The organism is Paenibacillus sp. S29, assembly GCF_049319765.1.
GTDB classification, from domain to species: Bacteria; Bacillota; Bacilli; order Paenibacillales; family Paenibacillaceae; genus Paenibacillus; species Paenibacillus polymyxa_B.
In genome coordinates, this window is the sequence record NZ_JBMOUI010000003.1 from 315,693 (window position 1) to 329,107 (window position 13,415).

General features: G+C 46.5%; 16 protein-coding genes. All 16 read left to right on the forward strand.

Features of this window, described 5'->3' with window-relative positions; translation table 11 throughout:
- The first annotated feature begins 38 nt into the window (after window positions 1-38).
- The 16 genes from trhA (at window position 39) to ACL9RM_RS06980 (ending at window position 13,151) form a co-directional block, all read left to right on the forward strand.
- On the forward strand, window positions 39-689 hold the full coding sequence (gene trhA / locus ACL9RM_RS06905) for a PAQR family membrane homeostasis protein TrhA (protein ID WP_013309859.1): 651 nt from the start codon (window positions 39-41) through the stop codon (window positions 687-689).
- Window positions 690-855: 166 nt separating this feature from the next.
- Window positions 856-1,224, forward strand: a complete 369-nt coding sequence (locus ACL9RM_RS06910) for a putative DNA-binding protein (RefSeq protein ID WP_250268086.1) — start codon at window positions 856-858, stop codon at window positions 1,222-1,224.
- Between the two features lie 51 nt (window positions 1,225-1,275).
- Window positions 1,276-2,652 carry a signal recognition particle protein gene (gene ffh, locus ACL9RM_RS06915; protein WP_061832003.1) on the forward strand — a complete coding sequence of 459 codons (1,377 nt, stop codon included), beginning with the start codon at window positions 1,276-1,278 and terminating at the stop codon, window positions 2,650-2,652.
- A 67-nt stretch (window positions 2,653-2,719) separates the two neighbouring features.
- Window positions 2,720-2,992 carry a 30S ribosomal protein S16 gene (gene rpsP / locus ACL9RM_RS06920; RefSeq protein ID WP_013309862.1) on the forward strand — a complete coding sequence of 91 codons (273 nt, stop codon included), beginning with the start codon at window positions 2,720-2,722 and terminating at the stop codon, window positions 2,990-2,992.
- 23 nt (window positions 2,993-3,015) lie between these two features.
- Window positions 3,016-3,246, forward strand: a complete 231-nt coding sequence (locus ACL9RM_RS06925; protein WP_013309863.1) for a KH domain-containing protein — start codon at window positions 3,016-3,018, stop codon at window positions 3,244-3,246.
- Window positions 3,247-3,343: 97 nt separating this feature from the next.
- Complete coding sequence (rimM, locus tag ACL9RM_RS06930; protein WP_250268087.1) at window positions 3,344-3,859, forward strand: ribosome maturation factor RimM; 516 nt, start codon at window positions 3,344-3,346, stop codon at window positions 3,857-3,859.
- Window positions 3,859-4,677: a tRNA (guanosine(37)-N1)-methyltransferase TrmD gene (trmD, locus tag ACL9RM_RS06935; RefSeq protein ID WP_250268088.1), complete on the forward strand. Its 819-nt coding sequence runs from the start codon at window positions 3,859-3,861 to the stop codon at window positions 4,675-4,677. Before rimM ends, trmD begins: the two co-directional genes overlap by 1 nt.
- 224 nt (window positions 4,678-4,901) lie before the next feature.
- Entirely contained in the window at window positions 4,902-5,246 is a 345-nt protein-coding gene (gene rplS / locus ACL9RM_RS06940) for a 50S ribosomal protein L19 (RefSeq protein WP_010346403.1), read from the forward strand.
- 101 nt (window positions 5,247-5,347) lie between these two features.
- Window positions 5,348-5,974 carry a signal peptidase I gene (lepB, locus tag ACL9RM_RS06945; RefSeq protein ID WP_061832000.1) on the forward strand — a complete coding sequence of 209 codons (627 nt, stop codon included), beginning with the start codon at window positions 5,348-5,350 and terminating at the stop codon, window positions 5,972-5,974.
- An 86-nt stretch (window positions 5,975-6,060) separates the two neighbouring features.
- The gene (gene ylqF, locus ACL9RM_RS06950) at window positions 6,061-6,921 is read left to right on the forward strand and encodes a ribosome biogenesis GTPase YlqF (RefSeq protein ID WP_069292106.1); all 861 of its coding nucleotides are present in this window, start codon (window positions 6,061-6,063) and stop codon (window positions 6,919-6,921) included.
- Window positions 6,922-7,129: 208 nt separating this feature from the next.
- Window positions 7,130-7,777, forward strand: coding sequence for a ribonuclease HII (locus tag ACL9RM_RS06955; RefSeq protein ID WP_250268089.1), 648 nt, complete (start codon window positions 7,130-7,132; stop codon window positions 7,775-7,777).
- Window positions 7,778-7,867: 90 nt separating this feature from the next.
- On the forward strand, window positions 7,868-9,982 hold the full coding sequence (locus ACL9RM_RS06960) for a DNA ligase (protein WP_414126238.1): 2,115 nt from the start codon (window positions 7,868-7,870) through the stop codon (window positions 9,980-9,982).
- Complete coding sequence (locus tag ACL9RM_RS06965) at window positions 9,979-10,278, forward strand: EscU/YscU/HrcU family type III secretion system export apparatus switch protein (RefSeq protein ID WP_023988176.1); 300 nt, start codon at window positions 9,979-9,981, stop codon at window positions 10,276-10,278. Before ACL9RM_RS06960 ends, ACL9RM_RS06965 begins: the two co-directional genes overlap by 4 nt.
- Window positions 10,278-10,661: a YraN family protein gene (locus ACL9RM_RS06970; RefSeq protein ID WP_061831853.1), complete on the forward strand. Its 384-nt coding sequence runs from the start codon at window positions 10,278-10,280 to the stop codon at window positions 10,659-10,661. Before ACL9RM_RS06965 ends, ACL9RM_RS06970 begins: the two co-directional genes overlap by 1 nt.
- 155 nt (window positions 10,662-10,816) lie before the next feature.
- Window positions 10,817-11,368 carry a nitroreductase family protein gene (locus tag ACL9RM_RS06975; RefSeq protein ID WP_250268091.1) on the forward strand — a complete coding sequence of 184 codons (552 nt, stop codon included), beginning with the start codon at window positions 10,817-10,819 and terminating at the stop codon, window positions 11,366-11,368.
- 163 nt (window positions 11,369-11,531) lie between these two features.
- On the forward strand, window positions 11,532-13,151 hold the full coding sequence (locus tag ACL9RM_RS06980; RefSeq protein ID WP_250268092.1) for a YifB family Mg chelatase-like AAA ATPase: 1,620 nt from the start codon (window positions 11,532-11,534) through the stop codon (window positions 13,149-13,151).
- Window positions 13,152-13,415: the final 264 nt, after the last annotated feature.

Below are 13,415 nucleotides of genomic sequence, written 5' to 3' on the forward strand. Positions count from 1 at the left end.
TATGTAAAATATAAATAAGGAAGCCGGGTGAAAAACCGATGGCAAACACCTATACTTACTCCCGACGGGAAGAAGTAGCCAACGCCATTACACATGGAATTGGAGCCGTTTTAAGCGTGGCAGCGCTTGTGTTACTCATTGTTTTTGCTAGCTTGAAAGGAACCACTTGGCATGTCGTCAGCTTTACGATTTACGGGATTACGATGTTGCTGTTGTACACCAATTCAACGTTGCTTCATAGCCTGCGTGAAGGGAAAATGAAGGATTTGTTCGAAATATTCGATCATTCTTGCATTTACCTGTTCATTGCAGGTAGCTACACCCCGTTTATGCTCGTTGCACTGCGAGGTACTCTGGGATGGACACTGTTTGGAGTGATTTGGGGGATTGCACTGTTTGGTGTGTTGTTCAAGGCGTTCTTCACCAAGCGCTTCCTGTTTATGTCTACCGTGTTTTACATTGTGATGGGCTGGCTCATCACCATTGCCTGGAATCCTCTGGTTGCGACTGTTCCCGCTGGAGGGATGACGTTATTGTTCGTAGGTGGTCTTATGTATACGTTGGGCACGATTTTCTATGTGTGGCGGGCATTTCCATATCACCATGCGATCTGGCATCTGTTTGTTTTAGCAGGTAGCATACTTCATTTTCTGGCTGTTCTGCTGTATCTTACTCCAGTAAGGGTTTAAGTAACAGTGGGCAAAAAGCCGATCCGTACTTCCGTTTGAGGGCAGTGGATCGGCTTTTTTTTGTATGACAAGGGATAACGCTTGACATCTTCTTTTCTTTTATGTATCATAAGGAACGTTGAAAAGAACTGTAAAGTGTTTTTCCTTGACGATGGAGGTATACAAGATGAGTCAGGAGAATCGGCTGGAAAAGACAAACCGGATTAACCGACTGTTTGACTTCTATGAACCTCTGCTTACAGAGAAGCAACAGATGTTTTTAAAATATTACTTCCATGATGATTTTTCTTTAGGGGAAATTGCATCGGAATTTCAAATTAGCCGTCAGGCAGTATATGAACATATTAAACGTGCTGAACAGGTATTGGAAATGTACGAGGAAAAGCTTGGTTTGCTAAGCAAGTATGAGCGTAGAATCCAAGATCTCGAAGAATTAAATAAGACGTTGTATGAGGCATTCAGTAAAATCGGTGAGTCCGATGAAGGCATTCTGCAACATGTTCATCAAATTGTAAATCGCCTGCAGGAACTGTAGGACATATAGATTAAGAACAAACAACCCTGGTAGACAAGGAGGTGCGAAAGTATGGCATTTGAAGGATTATCGACTCGCTTGCAAAATGTATTCAGTAAACTGCGCGGTAAAGGAAAAGTGTCTGAGGATGATGTAGCTCAGGCGATGCGTGAAGTACGATTAGCTTTGCTTGAGGCGGACGTTAACTTCAAGGTTGTAAAGGACTTTATTGCCAAGGTAAAGGAGAAATCCGTTGGTAAGGAAGTGATGGACAGCTTTACGCCAGGCATGGTCATCATCGACATCGTGAACAAAGAACTGACCGAGTTGATGGGTGGCAGTCAGGCCAAGCTTGCCAAAGCAAACAAACCGCCTACGGTCATTATGATGGTGGGTCTCCAGGGCGCAGGTAAGACGACGACGTCTGGTAAACTGGCGAAATTGCTGCAAAAGCAAAATCATCGTCCATTGCTTGTAGCTGGTGATATTTATAGACCAGCCGCGATCAAGCAACTTCAGGTTCTTGGGGAGCAGATTAATACTCCTGTATTTACACTGGGAGATCAGACAAGCCCGGTAGAAATTGCAAAACAGGGTTTGCAGCATGCTAAGGATAATGGTAATGACTACGTTATTATAGATACTGCTGGTCGTCTTCATGTTGATGAAGAGCTCATGGAAGAGTTACGCCAGATTCATACCAACGTCAACCCGGATGAAGTTCTACTGGTTGTAGATAGCATGACGGGGCAGGACGCGGTTAACGTTGCGGAGCACTTTAATAATAGCTTGGAGTTAACGGGAGTTGTACTGACGAAGCTGGATGGTGACACTCGTGGTGGTGCAGCTTTATCGGTTAAGGCTGTGACGGGATGCCCAATCAAGTTTGCTACATTGGGTGAAAAGCTGGATGCGATGGAGCCGTTTCATCCTGAACGGATGGCTTCACGGATTTTAGGCATGGGTGATATGTTGTCCCTGATTGAAAAAGCGCAGTCCAATATCGACGCCGATAAGGCGAAGGAAATGGAACGGAAAATGCGTAATGCCGAGTTTACTTTTGAAGATTTCCTGGAGCAAATGGATCAAGTTAAGAAGCTTGGCCCAATCGACCAGATTCTTGATATGATTCCCGGTATGGGCAACATGAAGCAAATGAAAGATATCAAAGTGGATGACAAACAGATGGGCCGGATTGAGGCTATCGTTCATTCTATGACCACACAGGAAAAGCAAAACCCAGACATGATTAATCATAGCCGACGCAAACGTATTTCTGTAGGCAGTGGAACATCACTGGCTGAGGTAAATCGTCTGATAAAGCAATTTGACGAAATGCGTCGTATGATGAAGCAGTTCTCAGATATGATGGGACCTAAGGGTGGAAAAAACAAGGCTATGAAGCAGTTGAAGAGTATGGGTAAAGGTATGAAGTTTCCTTTCCGCTAAGGCCAATAGGCCCTTGGAATTATGGGATAACAATATACAGTCTACTTTTTGAAGGAGGTGAATTTTCGTGGCAGTTCGTATTCGTCTGAAACGTATGGGTGCACATAAAGCTCCTTTCTATCGCGTCGTGGTATCTGATTCTCGTTCCCCGCGTGACGGTCGTTTTATCGAAGAAATCGGTTACTACAACCCAATCACAGTACCAGCGGTTGTAAAAATTGATGAAGATAAAGCGCTGAAATGGTTGCAAGATGGTGCACAAGCATCCGACACAGTCCGTAACTTGCTTAGCAAAGCGGGCGTAATGAAAAAGTTTCATGAGTCTAAACTACAGAAATAAGGTGCTGATACGGAGGGTCAACCATGGAAGAATTAGTGATAATCATTGCTAAGGCTTTAGTCGATCATCCGGAAGATGTAACCGTGAAGACCTTGGAGAAGGATCGGCTTGTTGTATATGAGCTTAGTGTGCATCCTGAGGATGTAGGCAAAATCATTGGTAAGCAGGGTCGTATCGCCAAGGCGCTTCGCACTGTGGTTGCATCAGCAGCCGTTAAGATGGATAAACGGGTTACCGTAGACATCATATCTTAAAGATATACGAAAGTGGGTTAGGATGTATGTCCTAACCCTTTTTCGTACATGATGAAGATGATATGGAGCGGGACCGATAACAAGCAGGAGGAACACGATGCAACAATTGTTTAATGTCGGAAAAATTGTGAACACCCATGGAATCCGTGGGGAGCTTAAAATATTAACGACGACAGATTTCCCAGAGGATCGCTTTGCTAAAGGTAGTGAACTTTTGATTGTTCCGGCTGAAGGTAAAGCCCCGATTCCCGTAACTATTGAAACAGCGCGTTTTCAAAAAAATATGGTTGTCGCTAAATTTAAGGAATATCACAATATCAATGAAGTTGAAAAATATAAAGGTACTTTGTTGAAGGTATCTGCTGAGCGGTTAGGCGAATTGGAAGAAAATGAATTCTATTTTCATGAAGTAGTCGGCATGGAAGTGGTGACCGAAGACGGAAATGAGCTCGGCGTGGTCAAAGAAATTTTGACTCCGGGAGCCAATGATGTATGGGTAGTCCAAATGCCTAAAGGCAAGGAACTGCTATTGCCGTATATAGAGGATGTTATTTTGGATGTAAACGTGCGTGAAAAACGGGTTACGGTACGGTTAATGGAAGGTCTGCTGTAATGCGGGTGGATGTGCTGACCCTGTTTCCAGAGATGTTTGATGGAGTATTTAATGCAAGCATTCTGGGAAAAGCAAGGGATAAGGGAATTGTATCACTGCAAGCGGTTAATTTTCGTCAGTATGCCGGCAACAAGCATGGACAAGTGGATGATACGCCCTATGGCGGTGGGGGCGGCATGGTTTTGAAGCCTGACCCTATTTTTGCTGCCGTGGAAGCGCTGTTGGATAAATCAGAGGAATCAACATTAGAAACTGCCGATGAAGTTATTCAACATGAAGGGATAGAACGTAACACAGACATAAAATCTCAGCGTATCATTTTGATGTGTCCACAAGGCGAGACTTTTACGCAAAAGAAAGCGGAAGAGCTCGCCAAAGAGGACCATCTTATTTTTATATGTGGGCATTATGAGGGTTATGATGAGCGTATTCGAGAGCATTTGGTGACGGATGAGCTTTCTATCGGAGACTATGTGTTGACTGGTGGTGAGCTTCCAGCCATGGCCGTCATTGACAGTGTGACACGGTTGCTACCAGGAGTGCTGGGGAACGAAACGAGTGCGGTAACGGACTCGTTTAGTACCGGGCTGCTGGAATACCCCCATTATACCCGGCCTGCGGAGTTTCGGGGCTGGAAAGTTCCTGATGTACTCCTGTCAGGGCATCACGTCAATATTGATTCTTGGAGACGCCAAGAGGCGTTACGTCGCACGATGGAACGCCGACCAGACCTGTTGGAACAGGTTGAACTGACAGGCAAGGAGCGCGTGTGGGTTGAGGAGCAGCGCAAATCTGACTGTTTGGGCGATAAGCAATAAAGCGTCTTAGGCATGAGTGGATTTGAAAGCAGGCAGTGACCTGTTTTATAATGGAGTCAATTAAATAATGTTTGGTCAAATCCCTTTTTGTTGTTGCAATGCGGTATCCTCCATGATACAATACATCTGTTGTGTGTAATACGGTGGTCCTCTGTGGATGATGAAGGAAACGGTTGTGTTTCCAGAAGAAGCATGAACACCTGTACGGAAGGAGGGAGTCATAGATGAATATCGTCCAAGCGATCACTGAAGAACAACTGCGTAAAGATTTGCCTAACTTTCGTCCTGGTGACACTTTGAAAGTGCACGTGAAAGTTATTGAGGGAACTCGTGAGCGTATCCAGTTGTTTGAAGGTGTTGTCATTAAACGCCGTGGTGGTGGAATCAGTGAGACTTTTACAGTTCGTAAAATTTCTTACGGTGTAGGTGTGGAAAGAACTTTCCCGCTTCATTCCCCAAAAATCGATAAAATCGACGTGGCTCGCCGTGGTAAAGTGCGTCGTGCGAAGCTTTATTATCTTCGTGAACTGCGCGGTAAAGCAGCGAGAATTAAAGAAATTCGTCGTTAATACAACGAATAACGAAAGGGGCTTGGTTACAAGCTCCTTTCGTTTTTTCTACGTACATAGGGAACTGTGGATTATTGACCGTAAAGAGAGGACAGTGAGCTATGGAGCAAGAAGTAGGACAAGGAGCTGTACAGCAGCCAACTGAACAGGATGGTACGCCCAAGCGTAAACCAAAAAATGAGATTTTTGAGTGGCTCAAGGCCATCATTATTGCGTTAGTGCTTGTCTTTTTAATCCGCTGGCTTCTCTTTAAGCCGTTTATTGTGGATGGCCCGTCGATGCAGCCTAACTTTCATACCGGAGAACGCGTCATTGTAAATGAGATTTTGTATGATTTCCGTGCCCCTAAACCAGGGGAAGTGATCGTGTTTCATGTGCCGGAGGAAGGAAGAGACTTTATCAAACGCGTCATTGCCGTTGAAGGAGATACGGTCAAGGTAGAAGGTGACACGATTACAGTAAATGGTAAGCCGATTCAGGAATCTTACTTGAAAGCTCCGTTAGAAGAAGCGCATCAAAATGGTGAGCTTTACAACAAGTTTACAAATTTTCCAAATGAGAAATTTAAGGATGGAAAAGTTCCGGCGGGGCATATTTTTGTAATGGGAGATAACCGTTCCAATAGTACAGACAGTCGGATGATTGGATATATTGATTTGAAGGAAGTTGTAGGTCGGGCTGACGTTATTTTCTGGCCGGCAAAAGATATGCAGTGGATTAACCACTAGAATAACTAATAAGCAGCATAGCTGCCGTAATCCTAACTAAGAGCCTAAGGGTAAAAGTAGGAGTTACGATCAATGGGGTGATGACGGTGACGATTCAATGGTTTCCTGGTCATATGACCAGAGCGCGCCGCCAAATTGAAGCAAAATTAAAGTTAATTGATTTGGTCATTGAGCTGATTGATGCTCGATTGCCGCTCTCTAGCCGAAATCCAATGATTGATGATATTTTGCAAGGCAAGCCGCGAATGATTATTTTGAATAAAGCAGATTTGGCGGACCCGGTAGTATCACAGCAATGGATTGCCTATTTTAAGGAGCAGGGGCATGTGGCCTTTCCGGTGGATGCCACAACTGGGACGGGACTAAAAGAAATTCCGATTCAGGCCAAGCTGCTGCTTAAGGAAAAGATAGATCGGCAGATTAGGAAGGGAATGAACCCGCGTCCTATGCGTGGGTTGATTGTTGGTATTCCGAATGTCGGCAAATCGACACTGATCAACCGAATGGCGGGACGTAATATTGCAGCTACGGGTGACCGTCCAGGGGTAACGAAGGCACAGCAGTGGATCAAGATTGGAGAAATTGAATTGCTGGATACACCAGGGATTCTATGGCCTAAATTTGAGGATCAGAATGTAGGCTATCGTCTGGCAGTTACAGGTGCGATCAAGGAAGAAATTCTGAATGTCGAGGATATTGCCTTTTTTGCGACTAAATATTTGGTTCAGTACTATTGGGACGCACTGGCAGAGCGCTTTGAGCTCACCGAACGTCCTGAAGATACAGAAAATCCTGATGAAATTGTCAACGTCATGGAAGCGATTGGACGTAAACGTGGCTGTATTGTTAGCGGCGGACGTGTGGATCTCGAAAAGGCGTCAAAAATCATTTTGCGTGAGCTGCGTGCAGGGAAGCTGGGACGGTTCAGTTTGGAAGCTCCTTACTGATTCTACTGGTACACCGATAGAGAACATAGCATTTTGTGGCAAGGAAGAACCTTCCCCATCTCTCCGGAGAGGAGGAAGGTTCTTTTGGTATTTGAAGGCAGTTAAAAAAGGTTTTGGACGATGAAGGTCTGTGGTAAGCTGAATTCAATCGCTAGAGCTACGGCATGAATGACGCGTTAAACTACATATAGATGGGCAGGTATTGAATATGGAAGATAAAGAGAATGTAGTGAAGGACATGCTACATTATGAAAAAAAATGCTGGGAGCAGTCTTGTGAGCGGATTGCAGGTATTGACGAGGTAGGTCGTGGATGCCTGTTTGGTGATGTTGTGGCCGCAGCAGTCATTTTACCAGTGGGTGAGTTACTGGTAGGTGTGGATGATTCCAAAAAATTGACGGACAAGAAGAGAGAAGCATACTACGAGCTAATTATGGAAAAGGCCATTGCAGTAGGAGTTGGCTATGTAGACGCGCAGACGATTGATGATATCAATATTAAGCAAGCAGCTCGTTTGGCTATGAAGCAGGCAATTGAGGCTTTACATGTGTCTCCTGATTATTTACTGGTGGATGCAGAAAAGGTAGATGTGCCTATTCCTCAACTCTCAATTATTAAAGGAGATGCCAACAGTCAGTCTATTGCAGCGGCCTCTATCATCGCCAAGGTAACCCGTGATCGGCTGTGCAAAGGTGAATGGGATGCGAAGTATCCGGAATATGGGATCGGTATACATAAAGGTTACGCTACCAAGTTACACAGGGAACAAATTTTGGCGCTAGGACCTACAAAGATGCATAGACGCAGCTTTCTGGGCAATTTGTTGACGGAGCAACCGACGCTGTTTGATCTGTAGTTACTTATTATGAATCGGGATAATGCCGATATAAAGCATAACTAATACCATAAGCCCCTTTGAATGGGGGAGAGTGAGAGGAGGGGCGATATGAACATCGGATCTGTATTTCGTGGATTACTTGGAGATGTGAAGGCTGGAGAGGCTAAAAAACTTGATATGCAGCCAGGTCAGGTTGTACGAGGAGTCGTGCTAAAGGTGTCTGAGGACGGCAGCGAGGCTGTGTTGCAAATACAAGGTTCTCAGGTCAGGGCAAAGCTGGAGACCCCTCTTCAACCTGGACAGACTACAACGTTTCAGGTTCAACCGGCTTCCCCCAGCGGAATGACGGTGCTTAAGCCTCTGAACGATGTGGCCAATACACCACAGCAAACCGTAGCGCTGACAGATGTATTGGAATCGGTGGGACTGCCGGATACAGCTCAGAACAGGGAGCTTATACAGGCAATGCAAAAGAACGGTGTGCCGTTGACATCGGAAAATGCTGCGTCTTTGCGAGAAGCTATGGCGAAGCAAAGCGGCAATGTACAATTGGGAACGTTTGTACAGGCGGCGGCAGTTGCCTTTCAGCGGGGACTTCCATTGACGGCAGAAAGCATAAACGGATTGCGTCAAGCGATGTTTGGGCCTCCTTTAAATGATCTGTTGTCTTCGCTGGAGCAAGAGCTTGAAGCGGTATTAAAGCAGCAAGGACAGGGAATATCCACTGACCGTTCAGTGGGGGAATCAACAGCTATAAAGAGCGCTGATCGAATGCCTGCTAGCCCAACAGGTGCTTCTTCCGGGGTGGTTGTAGATGGACAGGAAGGCCAAGCTCCCATACTATCCAAGGATGCTTCTACCGCTGCAAAGCAGGCAGAAGCTGAACAAACCACAGGCGGCAAGGAATTGTTAAAAGGGACTCAAGCAGCCAACCTTGCTGCTGCAGTGAGTGAAGCGAGTGCTTTAGCAACAGATTCAGATACTGTGACGGGAGCTACATCTGCAGCCAAAGGGACTGCTCCAGGAGAAGCGGAGACAGTCAATGGACGCGGAGCGACAGTGGCATCGGAAGCTAGCGTGAATGCTCCAGAATCGGGTGCTGATGCATTAAACGGTCCTCGCACCAGAGTGGAGCAGTCACAGCAAACTACTGCGGCAAGCACACAGCTTAAGGATGCGGATGGCGCTCCAGCAACTGCCACGGCAGAGCCTGCGGGGGCAAAGACAGCCTTAACCGCGGCCACGGCTGACCGTCCCACCGCACAGCAGGCTGGTAGCTCTATGCCGCAGCAATCCACGGCAGGTAACACTGCTGCGTCAGAGGTGCCGCTTCAGCTGCTTCGCACGTTGCTGCAAGAGCTACGCGCGGCGGTGCCGCCCGCACTGAGCACGGCTGCGCCGGAGCAGCCCGCAACGGAAGTGGCGCAGCCAATGGCTGGCGCCTCACGAGCCGCAGACGCCGCTGCGTCGCAGCCTGCGGCGTCCAGCACGCAGATTACCCCCACGGAGGACCCGTGGGTGGGCCGCGTACTGAAGCTGCTCGGTGCAGAGCACGAGCAGCAAGTGCACCGCGCGACTACACAGGTCGCGCAAGGAACGGCGGCACGTATAGAGCCGCCAGAGGGAATGCCGCAGCCGCTGCCGGGATTAGCGGCTGCGTCTGGGGACACGGTGTCAGCAGACGCAGACACCGTAAAAGGGGCGCTGCTCCAGCTGATGAGCAGTGACGATCTGCCGCCCGCTTTGAAAGAGGCGGCTCAGCAGGTTGTACAGCACCTGACAGGTCAGCAGTTGCTACTCAATACAGACCGAACGGCGCCTTTTGCCCAAGTACACATGTTTATACCGTTCGTTGGACCGGACGGTCGTGAAACAGCTACGATCCAGATTCAGTCCCGCCGCGGCAAACGTGGAGAGCTGGACGCCTCCAACTGTCGTCTTTGGTTTGATTTGGACATGAAGGGACTTGGAGCGACCCTGGTAGATGTCCAGGTTGTAGATCGGATTGTAAGTGTTAAGCTCCATAATGATCATGAATGGGCGGCTTCGTTGTTAACCAGTGGGCGTGAGTCCATTCACACAGCGTTGGAGTCACTAGGATACCAACTTCTATCGCTTCGTACCGAGCCTATGCCCATAAGGACTGAACAGAACAGTCTCACCTCTTCTGAAGTACAAAGCTATGTGCCTCAGCCGTATAAAGGAGTCGATCTTAAAATATGAAAGAGCCGTTGGAACCTCCTTCTCCTTCCATAAAGAAGGCGGTCGCCCTTAAATATACGCCTGGTGAGAGCGAAGCACCGATTGTTGTTGCCAAAGGGAGCGGCCGTATTGCGGATAGCATTTTAGAAAAAGCTAAAGAACATGGTGTTCCAGTACAGGAGGATGCTGCGCTGGTTGAAGTACTATCCAAACTCGATTTGGACGAACAAATTCCTGCTGAGCTCTATCAGTTGGTGGCAGAGGTGCTTACCTATATATATCAAATGGATAGGCTTGCATCAAGGGATGACTGGTGATGTCGAATGAAATGAAGGCTGGAGGCAAGGATCAACGGAAAGCCAAAGGAGCGATGGGCGAAGAGGCAGCGGCTTTGTTTTTAGAAAACTTGGGTTACCGTATCATAGAGCGTAATTGGCGATGCCGCAGTGGTGAAATAGATCTGATTGCCAAGCAGGAGCATACACTCGTGTTTATTGAGGTACGTAGTCGAAGTAGCTCCAAGTATGGAACGCCAGCAGAATCAGTTACTGCGCGTAAAATAGCCCAAGTTCGCCAAACAGCCGCTGTATATTTGCACATGAACGGGATTGGAGAAGCTCCAATCCGCTTTGACATGATTTCTGTACAATTAACTGACGAAAAGGCAGTTGTTACGGACCATTTAATAGGTGCATTTTAAACGAGTAAGAGCTTATTCAAAGGTAAGAGTGCGGGACTGAATTCATATGTGCAGGTTGACAGGAAGGAAAGCTACAGGTATATTTTATTGAGAATAGTTATCATTTTCATCTTAAAATGAATATCTAGAAGTTGTACCTGTGAAGGAGGATTTACGTGACAAAGCATACCTTTAGTGAACATGTCATAGATGTAATTCAAGAACGCCGGACGATTAAACGATTTAAATCCGACTCCATTCCGGTAGATACGATCATAGAACTGCTGGACGTCGCTGTGTGGGCTCCTAATCATAAAATGCGTGAACCGTGGCGTTTTCTGTTATTTGCTGGTGAAGGACGGAAAAAGCTTGCAAAAGCAATTGCAGCCGATATCGGTAAGGACAACAAGTTTGAGAGCGGCATTTTGCACAACCCGATCCAGCTTTTAGTAGTATTGGAAGAAGACCCGCGTCAAGCGGTTTGGGATGAGGATTTTGCAGCGGTCAGCGCGCTTGTACAAAACTTTATGCTTGCCGCATGGAGCAAAGGAATCGGAACGTTTTGGGTGACAAAGCCATTTTTGTATTCGCCTAAGTTCCGTGAGCACTTGGGAATTCAACCGGGTGAGAAGGTAATAGGAATGATATATGCAGGCTATCCTGACGTTATCCCGGAATCAAGGCCACGTACTCCGGCAGCCGACAAGCTGACCTTGTTTGACAAATAATCTGTCGTCAGATAAACTTAGTCAAGAATTTTGAAAGCATGGTTCGGAGCTAAAAATTCGAACATCACATTTGCAAAGAATGAAAATTTGGAAGCACCTTTTTTCATATATGCAATGATTCCCGAGAGGGAGCATTCCAATATGAGGAGAGGTGCTTTTTGATATGTATGGAAAATTACACGGAGCTTGTTTGTATGGAATAGATGGCGTTCTGATTGAAGTTGAGACTGATTTGTCCAATGGCTTGCCTCAGACAGCGATTATAGGATTGCCGGATTCGGCGATTCGAGAGGCAGTGGAGCGTGTCAGAGCAGCAATCAAAAACTGTGGCTTTAAATATCCGTCCCAGCGTGTCACGATTAATTTAGCTCCTGCTGATTTGCGTAAGGAAGGTTCATCTTTTGACCTTGCTATCGCTTTAGGGTTGCTGACAACCAGTGAACAGGTCGTTTTACCGGTGGGAGAACGGACGCTGTTTATTGGCGAGCTGGCGCTGGATGGCAGTATTCGCCCTGTGAATGGGGTACTGTCCATGGTTGATCTGGCCAAGCGAGAAGGATTCAACTCCGTGCTACTTCCCCAGGAAAACGCAAGCGAGGCTCGTCTGATTACGGGTATACGTATTTACGCTATACGGCATCTAGCAGATCTTATTCCGATTGAAGATCATGCACATGGCACTGTTGATAGCCCAGCGACAAATCAGAGTTATACTGCCAGTAAACAAGTCATGATCTGTTCCTATGACCATTTACCTCAGGCAGAGCATATACCGTTGTGTGAAAAAGAAGGGATAACTAGCAACATGGAGGATTACAGCGATGTGTTGGGTCAGCTGCACGCCAAGCGTGCGTTAGTCATCGCTGCAGCCGGAATGCATAATATCCTGCTTATGGGACCGCCGGGGGCTGGGAAAACAATGCTCATCCGCAGATTGCCATCTATCCTTCCGCCTTTGACTGAAAAGGAGGCGCTTGAAGTCACCAAAGTATACAGCGCTGCCGGGAAGTGGAAGGAGTCATCCCCTCATCTGATGAATATTCGTCCCTTCCGTTCGCCTCATCATACGATCTCTGCTGCTGGTTTGGTGGGTGGGGGAGGTATACCCAAACCAGGAGAAATCAGTCTTGCACACCGGGGGATTTTATTTCTGGATGAGTTGCCTGAGTTTAGCCGTCATGTACTAGAAGTGCTGCGTCAACCTTTGGAAGACCACAATGTTACGATCAGTCGTTCACGTGCTGTTTTTAAGTATCCGGCGCATTTTTTACTTGCTGCCTCTTTAAATCCGTGTCACTGTGGCTTTTTCGGAAATGACACGGAACATCAGCGCTGTACCTGTTCACCTGCAGCAGTAGCCCGCTACCGTTCACGTATTTCTGGTCCACTGCTGGATCGGATTGATCTTCAGCTTGAAGTATCGCAGCCGAAGGATTGGCGGGAGGAAAAAGAATCATTGTCGTCCGCTGAAATGCGAAGGCAGGTGCTGGCTGCTCAAGCGATACAAATCCACAGATACAGCAAGCTTCCCTTTTCATGGAATAGTGAGCTGTCCGGTCAGATGCTTCGTAAATACTCCGTATTAGAAAAAAATGCAGCAGAGTTGCTTGACCAGACAATGGACGCACTCGGTTTAAGCATGCGCGCGTATGATCGAATTCTCAAGCTTTCGCGTACCATTGCAGACTTACATGACTCAGATAAAATTTTGACTTCACATGTGGCTGAAGCTATTCAATACCGCCATATGGATAGAGCAAATGCCAGTTTTCACGAAAGTTAAAAAGGCGATAAATTAGTAGCTATAACACGATCATTTTTATAAAAGAGTTTTCCAAAGCGTATGTACAATAGAAAATGGAAAAAAGGACAAAAAAAGCTCCAGACAATAAAGATCTGGAGAAGAAAAAAAGATTATGACAATAGTGATTATACTATGAGTATATCAATTTTGTATATACGATTATACATCATCTCCCATGTTACTTGATGGAAAAAAACAAACATTCTTTAACGAAGGAATAGCTGAAAGGATAATAAGCCCCTC

Excerpts from the sequence above, each read along its gene's own strand:
- trhA (WP_013309859.1), top strand. The coding sequence starts at position 39 with ATGGCAAACACCTATACTTACTCCCGACGGGAAGAAGTAGCCAACGCC.
- ACL9RM_RS06910 (WP_250268086.1), top strand. The coding sequence starts at position 856 with ATGAGTCAGGAGAATCGGCTGGAAAAGACAAACCGGATTAACCGACTG.
- ffh (WP_061832003.1), top strand. The coding sequence starts at position 1,276 with ATGGCATTTGAAGGATTATCGACTCGCTTGCAAAATGTATTCAGTAAA.
- ACL9RM_RS06925 (WP_013309863.1), top strand. The coding sequence starts at position 3,016 with ATGGAAGAATTAGTGATAATCATTGCTAAGGCTTTAGTCGATCATCCG.
- rimM (WP_250268087.1), top strand. The coding sequence starts at position 3,344 with ATGCAACAATTGTTTAATGTCGGAAAAATTGTGAACACCCATGGAATC.
- trmD (WP_250268088.1), top strand. The coding sequence starts at position 3,859 with ATGCGGGTGGATGTGCTGACCCTGTTTCCAGAGATGTTTGATGGAGTA.
- rplS (WP_010346403.1), top strand. The coding sequence starts at position 4,902 with ATGAATATCGTCCAAGCGATCACTGAAGAACAACTGCGTAAAGATTTG.
- lepB (WP_061832000.1), top strand. The coding sequence starts at position 5,348 with ATGGAGCAAGAAGTAGGACAAGGAGCTGTACAGCAGCCAACTGAACAG.
- ACL9RM_RS06955 (WP_250268089.1), top strand. The coding sequence starts at position 7,130 with ATGGAAGATAAAGAGAATGTAGTGAAGGACATGCTACATTATGAAAAA.
- ACL9RM_RS06960 (WP_414126238.1), top strand. The coding sequence starts at position 7,868 with ATGAACATCGGATCTGTATTTCGTGGATTACTTGGAGATGTGAAGGCT.
- ACL9RM_RS06965 (WP_023988176.1), top strand. The coding sequence starts at position 9,979 with ATGAAAGAGCCGTTGGAACCTCCTTCTCCTTCCATAAAGAAGGCGGTC.
- ACL9RM_RS06970 (WP_061831853.1), top strand. The coding sequence starts at position 10,278 with ATGTCGAATGAAATGAAGGCTGGAGGCAAGGATCAACGGAAAGCCAAA.
- ACL9RM_RS06980 (WP_250268092.1), top strand. The coding sequence starts at position 11,532 with ATGTATGGAAAATTACACGGAGCTTGTTTGTATGGAATAGATGGCGTT.